21 protein-coding genes are annotated in these 25,756 nt (G+C 57.6%); 12 read left to right on the forward strand and 9 right to left on the reverse strand.

Going from position 1 to position 25,756, the window contains the following annotated elements; genetic code table 11:
* The 5 genes from BM485_05770 to BM485_05790 form a co-directional block, all read right to left on the reverse strand.
* Positions 1-3,297: a cation transporter gene (locus BM485_05770; GenBank protein OKY75844.1), complete on the reverse strand. Its 3,297-nt coding sequence runs from the start codon at positions 3,295-3,297 to the stop codon at positions 1-3.
* Positions 3,294-4,709 carry a hypothetical protein gene (locus tag BM485_05775; GenBank protein ID OKY75845.1) on the reverse strand — a complete coding sequence of 472 codons (1,416 nt, stop codon included), beginning with the start codon at positions 4,707-4,709 and terminating at the stop codon, positions 3,294-3,296. Before BM485_05775 ends, BM485_05770 begins: the two co-directional genes overlap by 4 nt.
* Positions 4,710-4,840: 131 nt before the next feature.
* Positions 4,841-6,394: a hypothetical protein gene (locus BM485_05780; GenBank protein OKY75846.1), complete on the reverse strand. Its 1,554-nt coding sequence runs from the start codon at positions 6,392-6,394 to the stop codon at positions 4,841-4,843.
* Positions 6,391-7,794 (reverse strand): hypothetical protein, encoded by a 1,404-nt coding sequence (locus BM485_05785; GenBank protein OKY75847.1) that lies wholly within the window; start codon positions 7,792-7,794, stop codon positions 6,391-6,393. The genes BM485_05780 and BM485_05785 overlap by 4 nt, the downstream gene beginning before the upstream one ends.
* 237 nt (positions 7,795-8,031) lie before the next feature.
* A complete protein-coding gene (locus BM485_05790; protein ID OKY75998.1) occupies positions 8,032-9,084 on the reverse strand; it encodes a hypothetical protein in 1,053 nt (350 codons plus the stop codon).
* 263 nt (positions 9,085-9,347) lie between these two features.
* Here BM485_05790 and BM485_05795 point away from each other — a divergent pair, with 263 nt between their 5' ends.
* A complete protein-coding gene (locus tag BM485_05795; GenBank protein OKY75848.1) occupies positions 9,348-9,791 on the forward strand; it encodes a peptide-binding protein in 444 nt (147 codons plus the stop codon).
* An 82-nt stretch (positions 9,792-9,873) separates the two neighbouring features.
* Here BM485_05795 and BM485_05800 read toward each other — a convergent pair whose 3' ends face one another.
* Positions 9,874-10,542: a hypothetical protein gene (locus BM485_05800; GenBank protein OKY75849.1), complete on the reverse strand. Its 669-nt coding sequence runs from the start codon at positions 10,540-10,542 to the stop codon at positions 9,874-9,876.
* A 314-nt stretch (positions 10,543-10,856) separates the two neighbouring features.
* Between BM485_05800 and BM485_05805 the strand changes: the two genes are divergently transcribed.
* The 5 genes from BM485_05805 to BM485_05825 all read left to right on the forward strand — a co-directional run bounded on the left by BM485_05805 (position 10,857) and on the right by BM485_05825 (position 17,693).
* On the forward strand, positions 10,857-12,239 hold the full coding sequence (locus BM485_05805; GenBank protein ID OKY75850.1) for a hypothetical protein: 1,383 nt from the start codon (positions 10,857-10,859) through the stop codon (positions 12,237-12,239).
* 32 nt (positions 12,240-12,271) lie between these two features.
* Entirely contained in the window at positions 12,272-13,390 is a 1,119-nt protein-coding gene (locus BM485_05810; GenBank protein OKY75851.1) for a hypothetical protein, read from the forward strand.
* Positions 13,390-16,614 (forward strand): multidrug transporter AcrB, encoded by a 3,225-nt coding sequence (locus tag BM485_05815; GenBank protein ID OKY75852.1) that lies wholly within the window; start codon positions 13,390-13,392, stop codon positions 16,612-16,614. The genes BM485_05810 and BM485_05815 overlap by 1 nt, the downstream gene beginning before the upstream one ends.
* A 174-nt stretch (positions 16,615-16,788) precedes the next feature.
* Entirely contained in the window at positions 16,789-17,262 is a 474-nt protein-coding gene (locus BM485_05820) for a hypothetical protein (protein OKY75853.1), read from the forward strand.
* A gap of 50 nt (positions 17,263-17,312) precedes the next feature.
* Complete coding sequence (locus BM485_05825) at positions 17,313-17,693, forward strand: hypothetical protein (protein ID OKY75854.1); 381 nt, start codon at positions 17,313-17,315, stop codon at positions 17,691-17,693.
* Positions 17,694-17,700: 7 nt separating this feature from the next.
* Here BM485_05825 and BM485_05830 read toward each other — a convergent pair whose 3' ends face one another.
* Complete coding sequence (locus BM485_05830; protein OKY75855.1) at positions 17,701-17,985, reverse strand: hypothetical protein; 285 nt, start codon at positions 17,983-17,985, stop codon at positions 17,701-17,703.
* Here BM485_05830 and BM485_05835 point away from each other — a divergent pair.
* Genes BM485_05835 through BM485_05850 form a run of 4 tightly spaced genes read left to right on the forward strand, consistent with a single transcriptional unit; the run spans position 17,984 to position 21,558 of the window.
* Entirely contained in the window at positions 17,984-18,379 is a 396-nt protein-coding gene (locus tag BM485_05835; GenBank protein OKY75856.1) for a hypothetical protein, read from the forward strand. The two genes, BM485_05830 and BM485_05835, sit on opposite strands and share 2 nt — an antisense overlap.
* Before the next feature lie 14 nt (positions 18,380-18,393).
* Positions 18,394-19,386, forward strand: a complete 993-nt coding sequence (locus tag BM485_05840; GenBank protein ID OKY75857.1) for a hypothetical protein — start codon at positions 18,394-18,396, stop codon at positions 19,384-19,386.
* On the forward strand, positions 19,289-20,587 hold the full coding sequence (locus BM485_05845; protein ID OKY75858.1) for a hypothetical protein: 1,299 nt from the start codon (positions 19,289-19,291) through the stop codon (positions 20,585-20,587). The genes BM485_05840 and BM485_05845 overlap by 98 nt, the downstream gene beginning before the upstream one ends.
* Positions 20,257-21,558 (forward strand): hypothetical protein, encoded by a 1,302-nt coding sequence (locus tag BM485_05850; protein ID OKY75859.1) that lies wholly within the window; start codon positions 20,257-20,259, stop codon positions 21,556-21,558. The genes BM485_05845 and BM485_05850 overlap by 331 nt, the downstream gene beginning before the upstream one ends.
* On the opposite strand, the gene BM485_05855 is transcribed toward BM485_05850, so the two are convergent.
* Both BM485_05855 and BM485_05860 read right to left on the reverse strand, forming a co-directional pair.
* On the reverse strand, positions 21,447-23,006 hold the full coding sequence (locus BM485_05855; protein OKY75860.1) for a transposase: 1,560 nt from the start codon (positions 23,004-23,006) through the stop codon (positions 21,447-21,449). The two genes, BM485_05850 and BM485_05855, sit on opposite strands and share 112 nt — an antisense overlap.
* A 57-nt stretch (positions 23,007-23,063) precedes the next feature.
* Positions 23,064-23,408: a hypothetical protein gene (locus tag BM485_05860; GenBank protein ID OKY75861.1), complete on the reverse strand. Its 345-nt coding sequence runs from the start codon at positions 23,406-23,408 to the stop codon at positions 23,064-23,066.
* 290 nt (positions 23,409-23,698) lie between these two features.
* Between BM485_05860 and BM485_05865 the strand changes: the two genes are divergently transcribed.
* Together BM485_05865 and BM485_05870 are read left to right on the forward strand one after the other, a co-directional pair.
* A complete protein-coding gene (locus BM485_05865; GenBank protein OKY75862.1) occupies positions 23,699-24,559 on the forward strand; it encodes a hypothetical protein in 861 nt (286 codons plus the stop codon).
* Positions 24,546-25,691: a hypothetical protein gene (locus BM485_05870; protein ID OKY75863.1), complete on the forward strand. Its 1,146-nt coding sequence runs from the start codon at positions 24,546-24,548 to the stop codon at positions 25,689-25,691. The genes BM485_05865 and BM485_05870 overlap by 14 nt, the downstream gene beginning before the upstream one ends.
* The last annotated feature ends 65 nt before the right edge of the window (positions 25,692-25,756 follow it).

A 25,756-nucleotide genomic window follows, 5' to 3' on the forward strand; every position in this document is an offset into this window, starting at 1 on the left:
TTATGCTTGATGATTGTCGGTTTTCCCCGGGGCAGCCTTTTCGGCTCCGGGGAGTGAACGGAGATCAGTGTTTTTCTTCCATAATTTGTAGATCGGCGGATAAACCAGCAATTCCATGAGAAAAGAGGTGACGAGTCCGCCGATCATCGGTGCCGCGATCCGTTTCATCACGTCCGCCCCGGCCGAAGTGGACCACATGATGGGCAGCAGTCCCATGAAGGCGGCGGCCACGGTCATGATCTTCGGCCGGGCCCGTTTGACCGCGCCGTGGATAATCGCCTCGTCCAGGCCCAGCATATCCTTTATCCTGCCCTGTCGCCGGGCTTCATGGTAGGAAAGGTCGAGAAAGAGAAGCATGAATACCCCTGTCTCGGCGTCAAGGCCAAGCAGCGCGATCATGCCCACCCAGGCGGCAATGGAGACATTATAGTCCAGGATGTAAAAGAGCCAGACCGCGCCTACCGCCGAAAAGGGCACGGCGAGCATGACCAGCCCGGCCTTGAAGGAGCTTCTGGTGTTCAGGTAAAGCAGCAGGAAAATGAGAAAGAGGGTGACCGGCACCACCAGTTTGAGACGTTCCCGCACCCGCAGCATGTTTTCATACTGGCCGCTCCACTGGAGAACATAGCCCTGGGCCGGCGTCAGCTCATCAGCCACCGCCCGTTTGGCCTCCTCCACATAGCCGCCCACATCCCGATTGGCGATGTCCACATAGACGTACCCGGCGAGAAAGCCGTTTTCGTCGCGCACCATGGCCGGCCCCTGCAGGAGCTGGATGTCGGCGAGCTGAGCGAGAGGTACCTGGATGCCGTCGCCTGCCGGAACAAGGACGCGGCCCAGCTGATCGACGTTTTCCCGCAGCTCCCGCGGATAGCGGATATTCACCGGGTAGCGCTCACGGCCTTCGACGGTGGTGGTGATGTTTTCTCCGCCCACCGCGGCCAGAATCACCCTTTGCACGTCATCAATGGTGAGGCCATAGCGGGCAAGCTGGTCGCGGCGCGGGACGAAATCGAGGAAAAAACCGCTGCCCACCCGTTCGGCAAAGACGCTTCTGGTGCCGGGGACCTGGCGCAAAATGCCTTCCAGCTCTTCGCCGATGCGTTGAATCTCGGCAAGATCGTCGCCGAAGATCTTGATGCCCACCGGCGTACGGATACCCGTGCTGAGCATGTCGATGCGGGCCTTGATCGGCATGGTCCAGGCATTGGTCACTCCGGGAAAGCGGACCACCTTGTCCATTTCAGCGATCAGTTCCTCATAGGAGATGTGGTCGGGCCAGATGGGCCGCACCAGAAAACCAAGAAAATCAGGCAGCCAACCGGAGTACCAGCGCTCCTTGGCACGCCACTGGCTTTCCGGTTTCAGTATCACCACGGTCTCCATCATGGAGAAAGGGGCCGGATCGGTGGAGGTGTCGGCCCGACCGGCCTTGCCCATGACGCGCTCCACCTCGGGAAAGGATTTCAGCAGCTTGTCCTGGGCGGTCATCAGCTCCTGGGCCAGCCCCACCGACAGTCCCGGCATGGTGGTGGGCATATAGAGGATGGAGCCCTCGTTGAGCGGCGGCATGAATTCGGAACCAAGTTTGAAGTAAACCGGGATACTCAAGGCGACAATCGCCGCTGCCGTGGCGATTGTCGCCTTGGGATGGCGCAGGGTGAAACGGCAGGTCGGTTCGTAGACCCGGCTGATGGCCCGGCTGATGGGATGCTGCTCCTCGGCGTAATAGGTGCCCACCAGGGCCGTGGTGGCAAGTCGAGCCAGGAAGCGCGGCTGAAAGGTAAAGGGGTCGATGCGGGCAAAAAGCATGCGCAGGGCCGGGTCAAGGGTAATGGCCAGGATCGCCGCCAGGCCCATGGCCAGGTTCTTGGACAGGGCCAGCGGCTTGAACAACCGGCCTTCCTGGTCCACCAGGGCAAAGATGGGGATAAAGGCCACGGCGATGACCAGCAGGGAAAAGAAGACCGAAGGCCCCACCTCTTTCAGGGCATTGAGCCGCACCTGATAAAAATCACCCTGCCTGCCGTTCTCCTGCCACTGGTGGATGCGGTTATAGGCGTTTTCCACCTCGACGATGGCCCCGTCCACCAGCACACCGATGGAGATGGCGATGCCGGCCAGGCTCATGATGTTGACCGTCACCCCGAGGTAGTAAAGGGGGATGAAGGCCAGCAGCACCGAAATGGGGATGGTGATGATGGGTACGATGGCGGACGGAATGTGCCAGAGGAAGAGAAGGATGACGGCGGAGACTATGATCATCTCCAGGATCAGTTCATGTTTTAAGGTGTCGATGGCCCGGGTGATGAGATCGGAACGGTCGTAGGCGGTGACGATGCGCACCCCCTTGGGCAGGGACGGCGCAATTTCCTGCAGACGCTCCTTGACTCGCTTGATGACGTTCAAGGCATTTTCTCCATGGCGCATGACGACGATGCCGCTGACATGGTCGCCCAGGCCGTCGAGATCGGCGACGCCGCGCCGGATCTCCGGACCAAGCTCAACCTGGGCCACATCCCGCAGCAATACCGGCACGCCCCCTGGTCCCACCTTGAGTGCGATACCGGCAAAATCCTCGATGCTCCGGGCATAACCGCGGCCGCGCACCATGTACTCGCTGCCGGCGAACTCCAGCACCCGGCCCCCCACCTCGTTGTTAGAGCGTCGCACCGCATCCACCACCGCATCTAAGGGCAGGCCGTACACCTCCAGCCGGTTCGGGTCAACGGTGATCTGGTACTGGCGCTGAAAACCGCCGACGGTCGCCACTTCAGCCACGCCCGGCACCGACTGAATCGCGTAGCGCAGGGTCCAGTCCTGGTAGGAACGGAGTTCGTCGAGCGAATGGGTGCCGGAATCATCCACCAGGGTATACTGATAGACCCAGCCGACGCCGGTGGCATCGGGGCCGAGCTCGGTGCGCACCTCCGGCGGCAGGCGCGAGGTAATCTTGGAAAGGTACTCAATGACCCGGGAACGGGCCCAGTAAATGTCGGTTCCGTCCTGGAAAATCACGTAGACAAAGGAATAGCCGAAATCGGAAAAGCCGCGGATGGCCTTGACGCCGGGTGCGCCCAGCAGGGAAGTGACAATGGGGTAGGTGACCTGATCCTCAATGATATCAGGCGACCGCTCCCAGCGCGAGTAAATGATGACCTGGGTGTCGGAGAGATCGGGCAGGGCGTCAAGCCGGATCTGTTTCAGGATATAGACGGCGACCAGGCAGCTGAAGCCCGCGCAGAAGAGGGTGATCAAACGGTTGCGGCCGCAGAAGTCAATGATGCGAGCGATCATTTCTTCTCTCCCTCGCCTTGTTTGTCCGTGCCTTTTTTGATGAGGCGAGAGGTGGTGGCCCGCAGCCGCGATTCCGAATCAAGGAGGAAATTGGCCTTCACCACCACCTTTTCACCGGCGCGGATGCCGGAGATGATCTGCACCTTGCCGTTGCCGCGCACTCCGGTTTCAATCTCCCGGGGCTCGAAGGTTCCCGCCTCGATTTCGACAAAGGCCAGCTTGCGCGTGCCGGTGTCCATGACCGCTGAATCAGGGATCACCACCCCTTCCGTCGAGGTCAGGTCAATGGCGACGTCGGCGTACATGGCGGGCTTGAGAAGGAATTCCTGGTTGGCGAATTCAAAGCGCACCTTCAGCGTCCGGCTCTCGGGGTTCAGAAAGGGATAGATGTAGGTGGCCTTGCCCTGCAATCTGATCCCCGGCGCATGAGGCAGGGTCAGCGTGGCTTCCTGACCGACGGCAATCCGGCCGGCCTCGTACTCATAGAGGTTCGCCTCAATCCAGACCCTGGACAGATCGGTGATGGTGAAGAGTTCCTGGCCGGGAACGATCTGCTGGCCCTCAAAGATGGATTTGGCGGTAACGAAACCGGCCACCGGCGCGTTCAGTGTAACGGCGCGGCTCGTCTTCCCTTCCCGTTCAAGATCATTGATAAATGCACTCGGCACGTCGAAAAGCTCAAGCCGGCGCCGGGCCGAGTCGAACAGTTGCTGTCCGAGTTTGCGAAGCGCCAGGTCCTGGTTGCTGCTGAATTTGGCCGCGGTTTCCCTGGCCTGGAGAAACTCTTCCTGGCTGGTGAGGAGCGTCGGCGAATAGAGACTGAGGATGGGCTGACCTGCGGTGACCAGCTGGCCGTTGAAATTGACGGACAGGGATTCGACCCAGCCGTCGACCTTGGTGTGGACGTGACGGATGCGGGTTTCATCAGCGGTGATGAGACCCGCGGCGCGGACAGTGCGGCTGAGGCGTTCCCGCGTCGCGGGCGCCGTCTGCATCCCGGACGCTTTCATTGCTTCCGGACCGACATGGATTGTCACCCTGTCATCCGGCACGACGATTTTACCGGCCCGGCCCGGCTCCTGGAGATCGCTGAAAAAATTCTCCTCTTCCGCCGATGGGGAGGCAGGTCCGGCGGCCTGCTGCGGCACGGCCTCGATCTTGACCAGATCCATGCCGCAGATCGGGCATTGACCTGGTTCATCGGTGATGATCTCCGGATGCATGGGACAGGTGTATTGCTGCTGCTCCGCGGCCGTGTTCTTCTCCGCGTCGTGATCGTGGGCAGGAGAGCCGCCCAGACGCAGCATGAGCCCTGTTCCGACGGCTACGGCAAGGACAAGGATGACGACGACCATGAGCAATCGGTTCCGCTTCCCTGTGGTCTGCCCGGTCTTGGCCATGTTATCCGCCATGGTGCCTCCTTTATGCGTTCCAGCGGTTGAGCGTTCCATCGTTCCAGCGTTTGAACGTTTCAGCGTTTCAGCGTTTCAGCGTTTCAGCGTTTCAGTGGTTGAGCGTTTGAGCGTTTCAGCGTTTGAACGTTTCAGCGTTGAAACGCTTCCTCTCCGCCAATCTGTGCTCCGACACTTTCCTCCAGACCCGCCCAGGCCACACCGAGATCAGCCTGGGCCCGATGCCAGGCAAGGGTTGCGGCAAACCAGCGGGAATAGACATCAAGCATCCCGGCAAATGTGATCCTGCCAGCCTCGTAGGCTGAGGTGGTGGTATCGAGATCAGTCCGGGCCAGGGGGACCACCTTGTCCCGGTAGAGTCTTTCTTCACGGTGCGCCTTGGCAAGCTGATACCATGCGCCCTGGACCAGGCTTCTGGTGTTCGCCTCCTCGGCCGCCAGGCGGTAACGCAGGCCGGCCAATGTCCGGCGCGTTTCGCGCAGATACCCTTCATTCAAACCATAAAAGGCGTTGCGCGGCGTGCCGACCCCGTCAGCCGCCGGAACAGTGGTGGGGAAACTGTCCGGACGTTCTTCGCCGGGCAGTATCCGGGCCGCATCTTTTGCCGGAAAAGTTGAGAAATTCAGGGAATAGCCGGGGTGAGTCTCTGCCTCCGCCATGGCGATCAGTACTTCCGTCTTGGTGATCCGCGCCCGTAAGAGGCGAAGCTCTTGCCGGGCAGTTAGGGCGGTTTTTTCCAGCTCCGCCGGTGTCGGCAGCTCGCGCCCCGGAACGGACCGGGCAAGATCGCCGATTGTTACCGGCAAGGGCAGATCAAGCAGAGCGCGCATCGCCGTTTCCCTGAGCCGCACTTCTTCCAGTTGGATCGGAATCGCCTCCTTCATCAGGCCATGTTCCATATCCACCCGCACCAGATCCACAAAAGAACCGGTGCCGGCCGCATAGCCGGCCGCACTGGTATTCTTCAGGCTGTCCACCACATCGTAGTTGCGGATGGCAATGGCATGGGCCTGCCGCGTGTAGAAAAGTTCCCAGAACGCACGACGGGCGGCGGCGAGAACCTCGCGCCGGGTAATGGCGCGCAACTCGTGCGCCGCCGCCACTTCCTGCCCCACGATGTCGCCTCGCAGACTGATGAGCCCGGGGAAGGGGTAGAGCCCGGCATTGTCGGTGCCGGGGGCCATTGCGCCGACGCCTGTTTCCAGCCCCCTGGTCAGGGCGGCGTAGCGGCTCAACAGATTATTCAAGGATTCGGTTTGACTGTAGCGTTCAACAACAGCCTGGAATTCTTCCTCCGCGGCGCGCAGATCCGGGTTGCGAAGCAGAACAAGGGCCTCAAAATCCGCCAGGGTTAAACCCTTTGCCAGCCGGGCAGCGGCAAAATCGGCATCAATGGCGGCAGGAGCCAGTTCCTTCAACAGTGCCGGATCCGGCGAGAAAAAAGAAAGATCCGGACCTGGTTCGGCAGGCGGTTCCGGCACGGGCCGTGTTTTTGGAGGCGGCAAAGGAGTTGGAAGTGGAGGCGGCGAGGCAAGATCGGCCGGGCTGTTTTGTCGCAGATAGGCAGGCGGCTCCGCCTTTTCCCATTCCGCCAGCAAAGCCGGATAACGGGAGCAGCCGGTGGTCAAAAGCATTGACATGATCAGGGCTGCGGTAACGAATCGGAGGGAACGCCGGGAAATCACGGGTTTTCCTCCTGAGCCGCTGCCGGAACAGTCGAACTTGGTGCCTCGGACTGCGTCAGGGTTCTGCCGACGAGTCCTTCAAGAGCGGCAAGGTTCTGGCCGTAGTCCGCGGTGGCCCGGGCCAGGGCGAGTTGAAAATTGTACCACACGGTCCGTGTCTCGGTGAAGTCGGACAGGCTCCCTCTGCCTTCCCTGAACCAGGTTTCCGCCGTCTCCACCGACTTGGCCGCCTGGGGGATCAGTTCATCCCGGTACAGGCGGACCAGCCGTTCAGCATTGCGCAGGCGAAAGAACAGGCGGCTCACTTCAGCCCGCGCTTCGTAGGTCCGGGCCTGCACCTCGGCCCGAGACTGCTCAACCCTGGCCTTGGCTTCGGCCATCCGTCCCTGATTTTTGCCGATCCAGATGGGCATGGAAAGGGAAACCGTCACGCCCACCGCCTTGACTCCGGTGCGTCCGTTGCCGCCTGGTTGGTCGGACTCATTGATATTGTTGACAAAAAGACCGGCATCAAATTCGGGGAGGGTTTTGTAACGGGCCAGCGTGACATTTTTTTCAGATTTTTCCAGGGCGGCCCTGGCGAGAAGAATATCGGACCCGTTTTTCTCGACAAAAAGATAGATGTCGTCCAGGGAATGGTTCACGGAATGCAAAGCGGGTGGGATCAGTGGTCCGACGACCGCGTCCGGCGCCCGGCCCAACAGGCCGTTCAGTCGCGTTTTTTCGGTTGCCGCCGTTTCCGCCAGCAGATGCGCATCATAGCCGAGTTGCCCCGACTGTGCCGCAGCCCTGGACAGATCAATCAGGGAGGTCCGGTCCCGGGCGTAGGCGGCGGTACCTGAGGCCAGCAGTTGATTGAGAAGATCCCGGTTGCCGGCCGCAATTTTTCCGGCTTCCTGCAGATAGATGAGTTCGTGGGCCGATTGCCGGACTTCGGCGGCAAGGTCGCGGATTGCTTTTTCATAGGTGAGGTGTGCGATGCGGATATCGGCCGAGGCGGCGTTTTCCTCGGCAGTGAGCCGGCCGGGCAGGGGAACGGTCTGGGAGAGGGCGATTTGCCACTCCTCATCGCCGATTCTGGTCTCGGTCGGGTAGGAGGCGGAGATTTTTGGATCCGGGTAGGCTCCCGCCACCCGGTATCCTTCGACATTGGCACGCCAGCCTTGCCGCGCCGAGGCAATGGACGGGTTGGCACGCAGGGCGAGATTGATGAGATCTGAGAGGGCAGGGCCTGCGGCGAGGCGCTCGATTTCCTCCTGGCCGGGGAGTTCGTCCGCTGCTGCGATGACGAGAGGGAAGGAGAAAACGGCGAAAGTTAAAAAAAACGCGATAAGGACCGTATGATGGCTTTTGCTGCCCATGGAGCTGGCCGGATCCGGTTTCTTTATTTTCACCGCCATGGAGGCTCTCCTCGCCTGGATGGTCGTCACCGCAGGCTATGCCGGCGTGTCTTTGGGAAAATAGGCGCGGCTAAGAAATTGTTCACGCCGGGGCAGCGGAATTTCCTCGCCGAAGAATGATCTTATTGTTGCGCCCGGACCCCATGGCCAAGGCAGAGCTCCTTTCTCTACGACAACGTGGTATATTTTCTGTTCCGAAAAATCCGCGCACCGCAAAAAAGGCCTGAACAGGGTCTCCTACAGCCAGTCGGTAAGCAGGAATCCGAAACCGATCCGGTTGGCGGAGCTGTTGTAATCGATGAGCGATTCGCCGTAGCCGTTAAAATACTGGAGGTAGCCCTTGAGCGGCATTTCATCGCTCAAGGGAAAGCTCCAGCCGAGCTCCACCGCGCCCCGGTTGCCGTGGCGGAGCAGGTTGTTGCGGAGCAGGACGCTTACCGTGTGCCCCCCCTTGGCCCAGGCGCCGGTTATTTCCCCGTATCCCAGATATTCCTCAATGTCCGGATTGTCGTCGCCGCTGGGATCTCCCAGGTATGTTTTGTCGCTTTCCGGCAACCGGTACCAGGGTTTGATGCTCAGGGCAAAATCTCCCTTTTCCAGGATAAAGTCCAGGTACAGCCGGTTCCAGCTGCGGGACTCGTCCCCCCTGCGGCCGTTTGACTGGTGGGAAAACCCGGCCAGGATGTACGGATTGTTCCAGCCGAGAAATTTTTTATTGCTGCGCAGGGCGAAAAAAAGTTCCGGTTCATGATTTGTTTCCCGGAAGGGGCTCGATATATCGTTGTTATAAGCCTGCCAGAATGATTTCATGGTGTAGGCTGCATAAAGGTGGCCGTTGTCATCACCGAGAAGATCCCGGACCAGGGGGACCTTGAAGCTCACCTGGAATTTGACTTCCGTATTGTCTATTTCACTGTCGTCAAGGTTCAGGGCGTCGCCGTTGGGATTGTTGTTGTAGCTGCCGAGAAGAATGTAGTTCGGTCTATGGGGAAGAATGGAAAAGAGATTCTGGTGGCTCTTGGCTTCCTGACTGACCCTGCGGCTTACCGCCGCGTTTTCGGGGCCGGCAGAGGCGGTCTGCTCTTCCGGCTGGTCCGTCTCTCCCGTATCGGCATTTTGCTGAACCGGAAAGGCGCGGCAGGCCTCTTTCAGCTGACGGACCGTCATGGTGTCGGCCGATGTCGCGAGCCTTTCCAGCAGGCATTCCTCGTAGCCGGCAAATTTTTCAGCGGCAGCGGGGGGCGAAAAAACGGTGCAGCAGAAGAGGACAAGCATTGTGAGTGATTTCATTCGGGTCATGTATTTCATCGGCTTGTAGAAATTTTTCGTAAGACCAGGCAATGATATTGATTTCTCATGAATATCCGGGTGCAGCTATCTTACCATTTTTTTCAATGCGTGTGCGTATTAAAGAAACGCTCCGGCGCTTATCCTCCTTGCGCGGACTGTTCCAGGCCGGAGCCCCGCGGGATTCGGACAGACAGGGTTGCAATGTTTGGCCAATGTGTTAAGGTGGGTCAAAATTAAAGGAAAAATGCAGCGGACTTGAAACAATGTCAAAGAAAATTATTTTATTTTTCTCCTTTCTTCTTCTCTTTGTTCCCTCCCTCACCGCGGCAAAGATGGTTACCGTCGCCGGCAATGAGTTGAACATGCGAACAGGGCCTTCCGATACGAATGAGGTGAAATGGGTGCTCGGCAAGGGGTTTCCCCTCCAGGTTCTCGGTTCTCAGGGCAAGTGGCTGAAGGTCAAAGATTTTGAAAATGATGTGGGCTGGGTTTACGGACCGCTCACTTCCGCCACCCCGCATGCAGTGGTAAAGATCAAAATCGTCAACATCCGCAGTGGCCCGGGAAAAAAATATAAACTCATCGGCCAGGCAAAATACGGAGTGGTTTTCCGGGTGCTGAAGAAAACCCCGCAATGGGTCCAGGTCAGGCATGATGAAAGCGGCAAAAGCGGCTGGATTTCCCGTAACCTGCTCTGGGGACTGTAATACGGTTGCCCGGTTCCCGGTTACGGTGCGCCGGGTTGGGTAATTGCGGTGAAACGGAACTCAACCACCCCTCGGTCTTTCATTAAAGCGGCATGTCCGGGATCAGCCTGCCGACACCATAGGCGGCCAGTTCTTCGGCGGTCAGCCATTTCATCCCTTTTCTGAAAAACATCGGCGCGTCGAAAAGATTTTCGGACAAAGAAGTCTGGGTCTTGTCGAAAGTGGCCTTCCAGCTAAGTGCGCCGTTCTCAACCTTGACGAGAAAAAGGGAAAAGGCCACTGAAGCCGGTGATTCAACGCCCGCCCCACTTCCCCTCCTTTCCTGATAACGCCAGACCAGGCCCACCATCACGTAATCCGCGTCGAGATCCTTGCCCAGTTCCACGGCCAGGTCGCGCGGGGTCTTTTCCTCTCCTCGGTAGAGAAGGCTATAGGCGGACTCGACCTGGGGCCGCGGCACGACTTTTTCGTTGAAATGCTTTTTCAGTTCCGTTTGGACGAGACCGGTCAGGGTTTGTTCCGCCCCGGGCTGCAGGGCTTCTTCCAGATAACAGAGACCGCGCAGTTGACAGTCGAGGGTCTTTTCCAGGGCTTTCTCCTGCCGGCTGTTACTGCCGCCAAGCAGAAAAGGCATTACGGCCACATTCCGTAGAGTGCTTTGTCCTGGGAGTTTTCGGTCCGCCGTGTGGCCGAGCGCGGGGCAAAGCAGCAGGAACAGGCTGCAGGCCAGGAAAATGAAGTGCTTTTTCATCGGTGTTCTCCTGTGATCTTGGCGGGACAGGCGGTGTGCGGCGACTCATGCAACCGTGTTCGACAACGGCAACAAAAAGCAGAGGTGAAAAGGATGTTATTTGTTTTTGATGTTCGCATTTTCTTGTTATTATCAAATTGTGCTTTCCGGTTTATTATCGTGCCATCGCGATGAGGGGAAGAAGGGCTTTGGGTTTCGTCTTCCGATTGTTTCGACTGCAACATATGTATAATTATACACAATCATCTCATCTTTACAAACAGCCAGGGGGTATTGCCGGTAAAAATAACGATAGAGCGGCTGGTCGTTGATGAATGGTTTTTTTGCAAATGGGGATGAAACAAACAATGAAGGCTGTTTTTTTTCTCATGATGATCTGGTGGATTTCCTTTGCCGTGCCGAGCGCGGCAGGCGGGGAGAAACAGGTGGTGGATCTGCGGGAGGCCGTTCTGGCCGCCTTGCAGGGAAATCATCAGTTGCTGGCCCGAATGAGCGAGGTCCAGGCGAGCAAGGCGGACATCGGTATTGCCGCCGGCAATATGCGGCCTTCGGTAATGATCGAGGAGCGCTATCTGCGCACCGCCAATCCCACCTATGCATTTATGGCAAAGCTCAATCAGGAGCGCTTTGCCGCCACTGATTTCGCCGTCGACTCCCTCAATAATCCCGATCCGGTCAATGATTTTCAGACGGCGTTTTCCCTTGAACAGCCCATTTTCGTCAGAGAGGCGCGCATCGGTGAGGAAATGGCCGGAAAACAGGCGGAGGCAATGGAACTGCAGTACCGGCGAACCAGGGAGGAGATCGCCCTGGAGGTGGTGAAGGCCTACCTGGGCGTGCGAACCAGCAGGGAATTTGTCGCGGTGGCGGAAAAGGGGGTGGAGGATGCGAAAGAGCATGCCCGGATCGCCGAGCTGCGGCATGCGAATGGACTTGGCCTTTACTCCGACATCCTGCGGGCCAAAACCGCCCTGGCCGAGGCGGAACAACGGCTGGTGAGCGCCGTAAAAAATCATGCTGTGGCCCGGAAGGGGTTGGGATTGCTGCTTGGGGTGAGCGAGCCGCTTGATGCCGGGCCGGAAAATATTGATCTCCCTTTGCGGGAACTTGGCTATTACAGTGAGGCGGCGAGCAGGAGGCATGACGTCCAGGCCATGGAGGCGCGCCATGACAACGCCCAAAAAAGTCTTGAGCTGGCCGGGGCGGGATTTTTGCCCACCCTCGCCGTGGGAGGGACCTATCAGTTGAATGACCATGACGATCTCTTTGGCGCCGAGGGTGAAAGCTGGCAGGTGGCGGCAGTTGCCCGATGGCGGCTTTACGACGGCGGCAAGCGTCAATATGAAAAAGTCAAGGCCCGGCATCGCATCGCCGAAAGCAGGGAACATCTCGAGGGGCTGAAAAAAATGGTGGATTTCAAGGTGTACGAGGCCTACCTGGGAGTTGAGGAGGCGGGAAAAAATCTTGAACTTGCCGAGGCCTCTCTTGCCATGGCTGAGGAGGGGCAGCGGCTGGTACGGGTCCGTTTCGAAAATTCCCTGTCCCAGCTCGTTGACCTGCTTGACGTACAGGCCGTCCTGGATAACAGCCGGGCGGTGGTTGTTTCCCGGGAAAATAATTATCTGTTTTCCAAAGTGGTGCTCAGTTGTGAAAGCGGCACGATTTTGCGGGATTTGGGCGTGGACGGGGGAAAATGATGGCAAGGAAGAGTTCAGGGCCCAGAGGGGCTATGAAGAAAAATGGCGTTTCATTGCTTATGGCCGTGTTGCTGTTGTTTTTCAGCGGCTGCGGTGACGGGAAAGAACCGGGGGAAACACGGATGGAACGCCCCGTCGTCTCCGGGGTTGAAATCAGTGAGGTCGCGCTGGCCGAAATTGATGATTTTTACGAGACGTCCGGCACGCTTTCCGCGCAAACCACCAGCCGGGTGGCGGCCAGGATGATGGGGGAAATCACGGCTGTGCCGGTGCGGGAAGGGGAGCTGGTGACCGCCGGTCAGCTTCTTGCCGTACTTGATGATCGGGATGTGCGGCAGAAGCTGGCCGCGGCTGATGCGGCCCTGGCTGAAGCGGAAAACGGTCTGGCCGCGTCCGGCAAGCAGAAGGAGCTTGCCGATATCACCTGGCAGCGCTATGCCAAGCTTTTTGAGGGCAAGGCCCTGACCGGGCAGGAGCTTGATCAGGCCCGGACCGCGCGCGACGTCGCCGCCCTGGAATACGCACGTCTGGAAAAGATGATTGACCGGACCAGGGCCGGTCGGGATGAGGCCCGCGTCTCCCTGGAGTTTACCCGGATCACCTCGCCGGTGACCGGCGTGGTGATTGCCAAGGAGGCGGAACTCGGGACAATGGCCATGCCGGGAATGGTGCTTTTCACCGTCGAAGACAATGCATCGTTCACCCTTGATCTCTGGGTCAGTGAAAGTCTGGCCGGGCGGGTGGAAAAAGCTGGTCCGGTGCGGGTCACCATGGCGGCATCGGTCACTGAGCTGGAGGGCGAAATCCTTGACGTGGTCCCCGGCGTGGACCCGCGCACCCGCACTTTTCCGGTGAAAGTCGGGGTGCGCGGCACGGGCCTGCAAAGCGGCCGGCACGCCACCGTGCGGATCGGTGTGGGCCGGAAATCCGTGCTGCTTTTGCCGAACAGCGCCATTGTCCGCAAGGGTCAGCTCTCCGGGGTCTATGTGGTCAATGAGGCACGGATTCTTTCCTACCGGCTGGTGCGGCTCGGGCGTGATGACCAGGGCATGACGGAGATCCTGACCGGGCTTGTGCCCGGGGAGAAGGTGGTTACGGCCGGGGTGGACAGGGCAAAGGACGGCGGCATCCTGGCCGGGGAAAAAAAATAATGAAAGGAATCGGTATTTCCGGCATCATCGCCAAGGCCTTTATCAGGTCGAAACTGACTCCGCTGATTGTGCTGGCCTCGCTGCTGCTCGGTCTTTTTGCCGTGCTGGTCACCCCCCGGGAGGAGGAGCCGCAGATTGTCGTGCCGATGATCGACGTCATGGTGAGTTATCCCGGCGCCACCGCCAAGGAGGTGGAGGAGCGGGTCACCAAGCCCATGGAGAAATTCCTCTGGGAGATCAAGGGCGTCGAGTATATTTATTCCATCGCCCAGCCCGGCATGAATCTGACCATTGTCCGTTTTTATGTCGGTGAGGACATGGAAAAGAGCCTGGTCAATCTCCACACCAAGCTGATGTCCCACTATGACCAGATCCCCGCCGGTGTTTCCCAGCCGATGGTCCGGCCCAAATCCATTGACGATGTGCCGATTCTCACCCTGACCTTGTGGGGCGGCGATGCGGGCTATTCCGGCTACGAACTGCGGCGCATTGCGGTTGAGCTGGCCGATGAGTTGAAAAAGGACCAGCAGGTTTCGGAATTCTCCGTTATCGGCGGTCAGAAAAGGCAGGTGCTGGTTACTCTCGATCCGGTGCGGCTCAGGGCCTATGGCATTGCCGTTTCCCAGATCACCGACACGCTGCAGCAGTCCAACGTTCGCCTGCAGTCGGGCTCCTTTCCCGGCAACGACCGGGAATTTCTCGTTGACACGGGAGGCTTTCTGCAGAGCATTGATGATATCGGCCGACTGGTTCTGGCGGTCCGTGACGGTCGGCCGGTTTATTTTCGGGATGTCGCGCAGTTGACCGACGGCCCGGCGGAGCCCCGTGATTATGTCTTCATGGGTGCGGGCCCGGCCGCGGACAATCCCATGCTGCAATCGTTGTCCGGATCGACCGAGGCCGTGACCATCGCGGTATCAAAGAAAAAGGGCGCCAACGTCAGCCTGGTGGCCGACGAGGCGCTGGCCAAGGTGGAGGCCCTGCGCGGCTCACTGCTGCCCCATGATGTCCAGGTGACGATCACCCGCAACTACGGGGATTCGGCCCGGGAAAAATCCAACGAGCTGCTTGACCACATGCTGATCGCCACCGTCTCGGTCATCATTCTCATGGCGCTCACCCTGGGCTGGCGGGAGGCCGCCGTGGTGGCCGTTGCCGTGCCCGTCACCCTGGCCCTCACCCTGCTTGTCAACTATCTTTACGGATACACCCTGAACCGGGTTACCCTTTTTGCCCTGATTTTTTCCATCGGTATTCTGGTGGATGACGCCATTGTGGTGGTGGAAAACATCCATCGCCATTTCAAACTGCATGGGGCAGGGGTGATGACCGCGATCAGGGCGGTGGACGAGGTGGGCAGTCCCACGATTCTCGCCACCTTTGCGGTCATCTTCGCCCTGCTGCCCATGGCGTTCGTCCGGGGCTTGATGGGGCCCTACATGCGGCCCATTCCGATCGGTGCGTCCGCTGCCATGCTTTTTTCCCTGCTGGTTGCCTTTATCGTCAGTCCCTGGCTCAGCTCCATGGTGTTGAAGAATGTCAAGGGAGGCAAGGGAAACGAAGAGGATGGCGGTCGTCTGCACGCCCTGTATGACAAACTGCTCGGCCCTTTGCTGGATAGCCGCCTGCTGCGGCTTGGGGTGCTGGCGGTGGTTTCCTGTCTGCTGGTGTTGTCCCTGCTGCTGGTGCCTTTTAAGGGGGTGACCGTTAAAATGCTTCCCTTTGACAACAAAAGCGAACTCCAGGTGATTATCGACATGCCGGAGGGAAGCAGCCTGGAAAGAACGGCGGCCGTTACCCGGGAACTTGCCGACTATCTCGGCGGCGTGCCGGAGGTTACCAATTATCAGACGTATATCGGCACCTCCGCTCCCTATAATTTCAACGGACTGGTTCGTCATTATTTTTTGCGCAGCAGCCCGCATATGGCGGACATCCAGGTCAATTTCATCGACAAGGGGGAACGCACGACGCAAAGCCATGGTCTGGCAACCCGTCTGCGTCCGCCGCTCAAAGAAATCGGCGATAAATACGGCGCCCGAATCAAACTGGCGGAAATTCCCCCCGGACCTCCGGTACTCAGTACCCTGGTGGCCGAAATATACGGTCCGGACGACATGCGCCGGATCGAGATTGCCCGCCTGGTGCGCGATGTTTTTGAATCAACCGAAGGGGTGGTGGATGTCGATTGGTTCGTGGAGGATGATGCGCCGAAGATAACCTACACGGTTGACCGGGAAAAAGCGGCCGGCCACGGCATCAGCACCGCCATGATCGCCCGGACCGTCAGCATGGCCCTGCAGGGGGCCTCGGCCGGGCTGCTTCATGACGAGCGGGAAAAAGAACCGGTGGAACTTCTGCTGCGTGCCGCCCTGCCGGACAGGGCGAATTCCTCCGCCCTGCAGGAATTGACGCTGACCGCGACCGACGGTTCGCAGGTGCCGCTTGCCGGCCTGGTGCGGCTGGAGCAGGGCAACGAAAACAAAACCATTTATCATAAGAATCTCAAGCGGGTCACCTATGTCACCGGCGATGTGGCAGGCGCCGTTGAAAGCCCGGTGTACGCCATCCTGTCCATGAAGGAAAAAATAAAAGAGCTGCAACTCCCCGAAGGGTATGAGTTGAAACAGTATTCCGCGGTGCAGCCCTGGCTCGAAGATCGTTACAGCATGAAATGGGACGGCGAATGGCACATCACCTATGAGGTGTTCCGCGATCTGGGCATGGCCTTTGCCGCGGTGATGGTGCTGATCTATGTGCTGGTGGTTTCCTGGTTCCGCAGTTTTGTCACGCCCCTGGTCATCATGGCCCCCATTCCCCTGACCCTGGTGGGCATTTTGCCGGGGCACTGGCTGTTCGGCGCCTTTTTTACCGCCACCTCCATGATCGGCTTTATCGCTCTCTCCGGCATTATTGTCCGCAATTCCATTCTGCTGGTGGATTTCGTGGAAATGGAATGGCAAAGTTCGGGGGATCTGAGGCAAGCGGTGATGAATGCGGGCGCCGTCCGTTTCCGGCCCATCGTGCTGACTGCGGCGGCCGTTGTCGTCGGCTCGTTTGTCATGCTGTTTGATCCGATTTTTCAGGGGCTGGCCATTGCCATGATGTTCGGCGCAGTGGCCGCCACCGCCCTGACCCTGGTGGCCGTGCCGCTGCTTTATTTCGAGTTTTTCCGGAACAGGCTGGGGCCGGGCGGCGGAGCGGAGGGGCAGGAGGGACACTAGCATTTTCTTGCAACCGCTGATCTGTTCAGCTGATAATGAGAATTATGACCATGCCGTTGAAAATCCGAGGGCAACAGATAAATGATCAGGAGGAGAGGGAATGTTCATCCATAAGGCCGGGCGGTTCGCTGTTCTGCTTGTTTTTTTCTTTTTTTCGGGCTGTTTCCGCACCATGTGCTGGCGCAGCGTTGTCTCTATGTTTCGTCCTATCATGCCGGCTATGTGTGGAATGACGACATCGAACGGGGTATTGCCGATGTTTTGCGGGACAAATGCGAGATTCGCAACTTTTACATGGACGGCAAGCGGAACCTCGGCGCTGAATTTGCCGGGCAGAAGGCGCTCGAGGCCAAGGCGCTGATTGATTCCTGGCAACCGGATGTGGTTATTGCCGCCGATGACAATGCCTCGAAGTATCTGGTCATGCCGCATCTGAAGGAGGCCAAGGTGCCGGTGGTTTTTTGCGGCATCAACTGGACGGTGGAGCCCTATGGCTATCCCTATTCCAACGTTACCGGCATGATTGAGATCGGTCCCATCGATCCGCTTGTCGGGCAGGTGGTGTCGGTGGTTCCGGATGCCCGTCATGGTGTTTTTCTTTCCGCCGACGAATTGACCCAGACCAAGGAGGTGGCTCTCAGCAAGTAGGCCTACGGCAAGCACAATATTACCGTAAGCCATATGCCGGTGTCAGTACCATGGCGGACTGGGAAAAAGGCTACGTCACCGCCCAGGAGCAGGCGGACTTTGTCATTCTCGGCAATAATTCCGGCATCCGCGACTGGGATGACAAGCGAGCCAGGGCGTGGGTGCTGAAGACCGCGAAAAAATTCACCGTCAGCTATCTCGACTGGATGGCCCCTTACGCCATGTTGACCATGGCCAAGATCGCCTACGAGCAGGGCGAATGGGCCGCCAAGGTGGCATTGCTCATTCTGGAAGGGGCAAAGCCGTCCGATATCCCCATTGTTGCCAACCGTCGCTGGAACATGTTCGTCCATCCTGCCCTGCTGGGAAAAGCTGGGTATGTCCTGCCCTCGGAACTCATGAAAAAAGCGGTTAAGGTCAATAATGAGTGATCGTTTTTCATGGCGGCCATGGGCCTTGCCCTTGGGGTTGTTCCTGCTGGGGCTGGCCTTTGCCGCCGGGCTGGTCTTTTTTGCCTGGCATTATTCGCTGGCAAGTCTGCAGCAGGATATTGCGAAGCAAGCCGATCTGGTGCGGGACGATTTCAACCGGCGCATCAGCGCCATTGATGAAGTCAGCGCCAATAGCGCCATCTTTGTTAATTCCACTCTGTTGCTGGACGGTGACGAGTTCCGCATCTTTGCCGAACACATCTTCAACCGCTACTCTTTTTTTTGTTTCCATGGGATACTTCCCCCGGGTCTTTGCCGGGGAGCGCGCTTTCTTCGAACAGGAAATGCGGGACAAGGGGTTTCCTCTTTTTTCGATCAGCAGCCGTTCCGGGCGGCTTCTCCAGCCGGCGCCGGCCTCGGCGAGCCATTTTCCCCTTCTCTATTATGAACCTTTTGAGCCGACAAACGCCGCCTTGATCGGCTATGACCTTGCCGGCGATACTGCTTTTTCCGGCGTGGTTGACAAGACCGTCGTGAAAAACGAAGCGGTTTTCGTTTATGATTCCCTGGTTAGTCTGCCTGGCTCCCTGTGGTGCTTCAAGGCGGTGTATGCCGGGAAAAATGTTCCCGAGGCGCCTGAGGCGCGCCGGAATGCCGCCTGCGGGGTCATCGCCTTGCGGATATAGATCCCCTGAAATTGGTGGAAAGCCTGGAAGGGGTCGACACCTTCGTGCTCAATCTGCAAATTGAATCCGAAAGCGGTGTTCAGGAAGTAAAAAGTCCGCGGATCAACGAAGAGAATCCGGGGATGCTGCGGCGGATTTTCTTTCCCCTATTTTCCCGGGATTATTTCATCCAATTCCATGGTCAGCGATACACCCTGCAACTTAAACGCCCACTGCGGCCGAAGGAGGTTGACTATGCCGTGACGGTGCTCGCCCTGTGCGCCGGACTGATCATAATTCTTCTCCTCGGCCTGACCGGGATCGTCGCTTCCCGGCGGGCGTTGGAGGCACGGCAGCGAAACGAGCTGATTCACAAGGAGGTTGCCGAGAAAACGGCCGAGCTGTCGGTTAAAAACATGCAGCTGCGGCGCGAGGTTGAAGAACGGCTGGAGGTGGAGCAGGCTCTTGCCGCCAGCGAATACAGATTTCGTGAACTGTTTGACCGGATGAGCAACGGTGTTGCCGTGTATCAGGCCGATGGCCCGGAGGGCAAGGACTTTGTAGGCATTGATTTCAACCGCGCCGCCCGGGAAATTGACCGCAAAGGAAAAGATGAGCTTGTCGGGCGAACGGTGCGGGAAATTTTTCCCGTGTTTGGTGAAAATGTCCTGCTGCCGGTGATCCGGCGGGTATGGGCAACGGGCGTGGCGGAAGAAATCCCGGAAACCATCTTTAACTGCAATGGAATGAACTGTTGGCGAAAATATAATGTTTACCGGCTGCCCGTCGGGGAGGTGGTCGTTCTTTGCAGTGATATCACGGAGCAAGTACGGATCGAGGAAGAGCTGCGCCAGGCTCATATGCCTCCCGCAAATATTCGGGCACCACGGATCGTTTCCATGTTCGTGCCGTCAGGGAGGAGAAATAGCCATGCTTTCCAGGAAAAAAACATACATTCGCATCACGGTTTATTCTTTCTTCGTTTCCCTGGGACTTGCCGCTCCGGTCGAAGCGGAACTCTTCAATAACAGCGCAAATACCGTTTATGACACCAAGACCGGGCTTACCTGGCTGAAGCAGGATGACGGGGTAGCGAGAAATCATCCGGGAAGTTTGACGTATGCCCAGGGTCTTGATGCCGACGGGCTTGGCTGTACATGGCGTCTGCCCAACATGACCGAACTGCTGGGCATTGTCGATACAACCAGGACAAACCCGGCAATAGATCCCATTTTTTTGAGTACAAAATCGGCAGGTTACTGGTCAGCCACGGCGGACGGGGCCAGCAGCAACTGGCGGGGGGTGAACTTTCTCGACGGCAGCTCGATGAATGCCATCAAGGATACGGAACTCCACTATTCGCGGCCCGTGGCGGACAACTGCCTGCAGCAGATGCTGTACTGCTGTGACGGTGACAGCGACGGGGTTTACAGCGCCCAGGTTTCCGGGACCTGTTCCGGGACGGGATGCGAACCTGCCGGCTGCAGCGCTGATGTTGATCTGGCCCTTGACTGCAATGACGGCAACCCGAATATCAATCCGGGCGTGGCGGAAATTTGCGGTGACGGGATTGATAATGACTGTGACGGCTTTGTTGATGATGACGGCGCCGGTTCAACCAGCTGGTATGCCGATTTTGACGGCGACAACTACGGCAATCCGGCTATTGCGCAAGCGGCCTGCAGCAAATCAACCGGATGGGTGGCAAACAATACCGACTGCAATGATAACGATGCCGCCATGTTCCCGAACAACCCGGAGATCTGCGACGGCAAGGACAATAACTGTAACTCCGTTGTTGATGAGGGAGTTGACGGGGATGGTGACGGGGTCTGTGATGTGACGGATAACTGCGGGGGGGCGCCAACCCCGGGCAACTCGATGCGGACGGCGACGGCATGGGCGATGCCTGTGATCCCTGCGTCAATGACGCCGCCAATGATAGTGACAATGACGCCATCTGCGGCAGTGTCGATAATTGTCCGACTGCGGCCAACCCCGGGCAGGAGGATGGCGACAACGACGGCATGGGCGACGCCTGCGATATTTGCCCTGGTGATCCACTCAATGACGCCGACAACGACGGTTTTTGCGCCGGCACGGACCTCTGCCCGAATGACCCCGACAAGGCAACTGACGTCGGTATCTGCGGCTGCGGAGTGTCCGAGGTTGATTCGGACGGGGACGGCACGGCCGATTGTCATGATCTTTGTCCCTCCGACCCGTTGAAAACCGAACCCGGCATCTGCGGCTGCGGCACTGAAGATGCGGATACGGACGGCGATGGAACGAAAGACTGTGTTGATCTCTGCGTGGCTGATGCGGCTAAGATCGATCCGGGGCAGTGCGGGTGCGGTGAGGTGGAGACCGACGGTGACGGAGATGGCACGGCGGACTGCAACGATGAATGCCCGGCTGATCCGTTGAAAATCGAGCCCGGATTGTGTGGTTGCGGCATCGTCGATTCCGACGGTGACGGTATTTGTGACGATGTTGACGGCTGCCCGGCCGACAGGAATAAAAGCGAATCCGGCATCTGCGGTTGCAATGTGTCGGATGTGGATACCGATCTGGATGGGAATGTCGATTGCCTGGACAACTGTCCGCTTGTCGGCAATCCTGATCAGGCGGATTGCGATAATGACCATATCGGCGATCTGTGCGATACCAATTCCCCCTGCTCCAGTGACAGTGATCTGGACGGGGTGATGAATAATGAGGACAACTGCCCGGCCGTTGCCAACCCTGATCAGGCGGATGCTGACAACGACCTGGCAGGCGACGCCTGCGACAGTTGCGTAAATGATCCGGATAATGACGTCGACGGCGACGGCATGTGCGCTGATGCCGACAACTGCCCGGCTGTGGCCAACAGCGGGCAGCAGGATGGCGACCACGATTCTCTCGGTGATGTCTGTGACCTCTGCCCCAATGATCCTGCCAATGATGCGGATGGGGACGGGGTGTGCGGCGACGTGGATGAATGTCCCGCTGATCCGGGGAAGAGCATTGCCGGTCAATGCGGTTGCGGCGTGCCGGATACGGATAATGACAACGACGGCATCGCCGACTGCAATGTAAGCGGTAATCAAACCCCACTTGGCACTTCCGGCAAGACCAGATCCGCCGACTTGAGGCGGTTCGGAAGTAGCTGGCCGATTTCAGCAGGCGGCGTCACCGGTAATTTTTCGAAGAGGTAACGCAGATAGCTGTATGGCTCCAGTTTATTGGCTTTGGCCGTCTCGATGAGGCTGAACAGCAGAGCGCTCGCCCGAGCCCCTTCCGGGGTGCCTGAAAATAACCAGTTCTTCCGTCCCAACGCAAAAGGCCTGATGGCGTTTTCAACCACATTATTGTCAATGCCGGCATGACCGTCATTTATATAATTCGCCAACCGGCGCCATTGCCCAAGGCAGTAATTAACAGCAACTCCAAGCAGGCTCTTCGGTGGAACCTGGTCTTTTCTTTTGTCCAACCACTTCTTGAATTGCGCAAGAATTGGCTTTGCCTGGCTCTGGCGCATCTCATGTATCGCCACTGGATCCAACTCCTGGTGGCGGGCCACCTTCTCAAGAGCGTAAAGCCGCTGGATCATACCCAAAGCCTTATCTGCACTGCCGGTCTTGTTTTTGGACCCAGCTTTCTTGGCATCCACAAACTTCCGCCTGGCGTGTGCCCAGCAGCCCACATGGACAATATCAAACCGGGTATCCAGAAAATCATAAGCCTTGTAGCCGTCTGTCTGCACAATACCCTGATAGCCCTCAAGAAACAGTTTGGCGACGTCGCCGGACCTGGTCTGATGATATTGATAAATGACAACCGGCTTTTCAGGTGCCCCGCCTCTGAAAACCCACATGTATGATTTTTGTGTTGGTGAACGCCCCGGCTCATCAAGAACCTGCACCGTGGTTTCATCCGCGTTGATCAGCGGCCCGACCCGGATGTCATCATGAAGCAAATCCAGCACGGGTTGACAGGCCTCGGCAGCCTTCATGGCCCAATTGCACATAGTTTGCCGGCCAATATCAATGCCAAGCCGGATAAATTGCTTCTCCTGGCGGTAAAACGGTAAGGCATCACAAAATTTTGCGGTTAATACATAGGCAAGCAGCCCCGCCGTGGCTAAACCCTTGGGGATGATCTGAGCCGGGGGAGGGGCAATCTTTACAGCGCCACCTTCGTCTTCCACGCCTTCACAATTTTTACAAGCGTATTTGGGGCGAATATGACGTATTACCCGGACCTTTGCCGGCACAATATCAAGCTTCTCGGAAACATCCTCGCCAATCCGGCTCAGTCTGCAGCCACAAGCGCAAACTTTTTCTTCTTCGGCAAGATCATGAACAATCTCAATCCGGGGCAACTCATCAGGCAGTTCTTTGCGTCCTTTTTTCCGGCGGGTGTGTTCAGGAATAACAATCTCCCTCGCATCCTCGTCATTTTCCGCAGGAGGGTTTTCCGGCATGTCAAAAAGGCATAACTGCGATGATGGCACCGCAGGCTGTTTTTCTGATTTTGGTGCAAAAAGGGCCTGCCGCAGGAGGCGATTTTCTTCCTCAAGTCGTGATAACATTTCGCCGAGAGAAGCAATAATTCCCTTCAGTTCAACAGTGTTATCCGGCAGTGTCTGCAGATCGTGTTTCATGGCGACATGATAACACAACCTGCTGATTTTTCAATGTTTTGTGTGCGAAAAAAACCGTCAAATCAGGTTGTAAGACAGCTGTTTGTGCGCCTTGTCAATATCAAGACCGGCCAGAAGCCATGACAACTGCCGCGAGTCGATATCTACCACCTCAGATTCTGATTCAGGCCAATGAAACCGATCTTTTTCCAGCCGCTTCAGCCAGAGACAGAAACCATTCCGATCCCAGAACAAGATTTTTATGATATTCCGGCGCCGGTTACAGAAAGCGAACAAATGGCCGGAAAAAACGTCAATGGCAAAATCCTCTGCAACCAACTGACTCAGGCCATTAATGGATTTCCGCAAATCAGTGTCGCCGATGGCGACATAAATCCGGGCTTGACTCGGCAAAAGCTTCATGCCCTTGCCCCCAGAGCAGTCATGACCCTGTTCAGGGCAGAGGAGTCGAATTCACTGTCCAGCTTTATCCGGATATTCCCAAGAAAAATAGTCAAACCGGAATCGCCACCTCCTTTTGATCGCTCAACGACTGACACCGGCACAGGTACAAAATTGACCGATGGGACCGTCTCCTTTGCAAATTTAAAATGGAGGCATCATGACTTGTTCTCATCAGTTTGAAAAGATGGGGTTTAATGACCGCTTACACTGCAATGACGGCTGCCCTGATGACGCGGCCAACGACGCGGATGGTGACGGTATCTGCGGCAACCTTGATAAACTGTCCGGCAGCGGCCAACGCGAATCAGGCCAATGGGGATAATGACCTGTTCGGCGATGTCTGCGATCCCTGCCCCGGGGATCTCGCCAATGATGGTGACGGTGACGGGATCTGCGCCGGCAGCGGCTTTGCCCTGCCGAAAACAGGCGATGGCGATAACTGTATAACCATTGCCAATAGCGGTCAGCTGGATGGTGACGCTGACGGCATGGGAGATGTCTGCGATGCGTGTCCGGCTGACCCGGCCAATGACGCGGACAACGACGGGGTCTGCGCTGATGCGGACAATTGCCCGGTTGCCGTCAACAGCAATCAGGCCGACGCGGATAACGACGGGCAAGGTGATGCCTGTGATGCCTGTGATGCCTGTCCTTTTGATCCTTTCAACGATGCCGACAATGACGCCGCCTGTGGTGATGTTGACGGCTGCCCGGATGACCATGACAAGGTTGAAGCGGGAATCTGCGGTTGCGGCGTGGCCGATACCGATACGGATGGCGACGGTACCATGGATTGTAACGATTCATGTCCCGATGATGTCTACCAGGTTGATCCGGGCATCAGGGGCTGCGGACTCATCGATGATACCGTCGTGCCGGTGGGAATCAATGTTGAGGTCAGTCCCATTCCGGAATTGAAGCTTGTTGTCGATCAGGTTGACAGTGAATGCCTGTTGCGGCTCTCCGTTGAATCGCAGTCGTTCGCCTCATCGGTGTATCTGCAGGTGGGAGAAAAGATATACACTCTTGATTTGCAATGTCCGCAATCGACGTTGTCCGGCGCGGTGTGTCTGTCTGCAGTACGAGGAAACGGACGTGACAACCAATGAGCGGGATGTGCGCATGCTGCGCAATGATCAGCTCGGGCTGAAGGATATCACCCGCAGTCTTGATGTCGACAATGACTGGGTCTGCGGCGGCACCACGTCATTTACCTCCTTTGCCGCCGGTGAACCGTTCAACAGTGCCGGGGCGGATCCTGATCTTATCCCGGTTCCTTCGGGTGCGAACGTCGCGGTTACGATTCCGCTGGCGAGTGCCGAGATGAGCTTTGCCGCGGTTGATGACGGCGGTTGCACGATGTCGGCTTTTGTTATGAGCAAGCCCGTGCCGCCCCCGGATTACAGACTGCTCGGTGACCGGGCTCTTGATATTGATCTGGAATGCAGCGATGACGGCCATATCTGTCTTGCGTATGATGAGGCCGATGTTATCGGCGCTGAGGCCGATCTTGTCCTCTGGCACCGGGGAGTAAGCGGCTGGGAGGACATCACGGACTCCATAGATCCGGTAAATAATGTCATCTGTGGTTTTGCCGCATCTTTTTCTCCCTTTGCGGTGGGAGAACTGAGCGACTACACCGGTCTCCACCTCATCCCCTATCCCAGTGCCCTTTCGTCGCAGGAATTTGATCGGGTGGTGGAGTTTAACGCCTCCAGATCCTCCTGCTATGAAGAGGCCTATGATCATCTGGGAATCGTTTACCCGGTAAATCTGAACTGCACTTTTACCTGGGATTTCGGCGGGCCGGGAACAGTGATCGGCGGGAACGGCAATGATACCATTGAGTTTGAGTATGACGATTTCGGTTCATACACGGCAACGGTCATCATGACGGAAGATATCAGCGGATTGACGGTGAGTGATACGGTCACGGCCGAGGCCGCCAAGGTTGAACCTCCACCGAGGAGCATGGATTTCTCCGTCTCGGTGAACGGCAATCAGCTTACCTTGAGCGCCGCGTCGATTCCCACGGATATTGCTCGCATCTATGTTTACTGGGGGGATCGCAAACAAACGACCATTGCCGACAGTCCGGGAACCATACTGGCAAACGGCGTGGTTCATCGGTATCTTCGGGGCGGCGGCTATAATATCAGGGTTGTGACCATTGACGCAGCCTACAACTCCCTTGAATATACATTTGCCGAGGACAGCGATCTGGCAGTCATCCTGCCCTGAAATACAGGACTGGGAAAGCGGTCAGGAAAAACGCCTGTTTCCAGAGCCGGAAATGGGCGTTTTAA

This window comes from Desulfobulbaceae bacterium DB1 (assembly GCA_001914235.1).
Classification (GTDB): Bacteria; Desulfobacterota; Desulfobulbia; order Desulfobulbales; family SURF-16; genus DB1.

Excerpts from the sequence above, each read along its gene's own strand:
- BM485_05770 (OKY75844.1), bottom strand. The coding sequence starts at position 3,297 with ATGATCGCTCGCATCATTGACTTCTGCGGCCGCAACCGTTTGATCACC.
- BM485_05775 (OKY75845.1), bottom strand. The coding sequence starts at position 4,709 with ATGGCGGATAACATGGCCAAGACCGGGCAGACCACAGGGAAGCGGAAC.
- BM485_05785 (OKY75847.1), bottom strand. The coding sequence starts at position 7,794 with ATGGCGGTGAAAATAAAGAAACCGGATCCGGCCAGCTCCATGGGCAGC.
- BM485_05790 (OKY75998.1), bottom strand. The coding sequence starts at position 9,084 with ATGAAATCACTCACAATGCTTGTCCTCTTCTGCTGCACCGTTTTTTCG.
- BM485_05795 (OKY75848.1), top strand. The coding sequence starts at position 9,348 with ATGTCAAAGAAAATTATTTTATTTTTCTCCTTTCTTCTTCTCTTTGTT.
- BM485_05800 (OKY75849.1), bottom strand. The coding sequence starts at position 10,542 with ATGAAAAAGCACTTCATTTTCCTGGCCTGCAGCCTGTTCCTGCTGCTT.
- BM485_05805 (OKY75850.1), top strand. The coding sequence starts at position 10,857 with ATGGTTTTTTTGCAAATGGGGATGAAACAAACAATGAAGGCTGTTTTT.
- BM485_05810 (OKY75851.1), top strand. The coding sequence starts at position 12,272 with ATGAAGAAAAATGGCGTTTCATTGCTTATGGCCGTGTTGCTGTTGTTT.
- BM485_05815 (OKY75852.1), top strand. The coding sequence starts at position 13,390 with ATGAAAGGAATCGGTATTTCCGGCATCATCGCCAAGGCCTTTATCAGG.
- BM485_05825 (OKY75854.1), top strand. The coding sequence starts at position 17,313 with ATGGCGGACTGGGAAAAAGGCTACGTCACCGCCCAGGAGCAGGCGGAC.
- BM485_05835 (OKY75856.1), top strand. The coding sequence starts at position 17,984 with ATGGGATACTTCCCCCGGGTCTTTGCCGGGGAGCGCGCTTTCTTCGAA.
- BM485_05830 (OKY75855.1), bottom strand. The coding sequence starts at position 17,985 with ATGGAAACAAAAAAAAGAGTAGCGGTTGAAGATGTGTTCGGCAAAGAT.
- BM485_05845 (OKY75858.1), top strand. The coding sequence starts at position 19,289 with ATGCTTTCCAGGAAAAAAACATACATTCGCATCACGGTTTATTCTTTC.
- BM485_05850 (OKY75859.1), top strand. The coding sequence starts at position 20,257 with ATGGGCGATGCCTGTGATCCCTGCGTCAATGACGCCGCCAATGATAGT.
- BM485_05855 (OKY75860.1), bottom strand. The coding sequence starts at position 23,006 with ATGAAACACGATCTGCAGACACTGCCGGATAACACTGTTGAACTGAAG.
- BM485_05860 (OKY75861.1), bottom strand. The coding sequence starts at position 23,408 with ATGAAGCTTTTGCCGAGTCAAGCCCGGATTTATGTCGCCATCGGCGAC.
- BM485_05865 (OKY75862.1), top strand. The coding sequence starts at position 23,699 with ATGGTGACGGTATCTGCGGCAACCTTGATAAACTGTCCGGCAGCGGCC.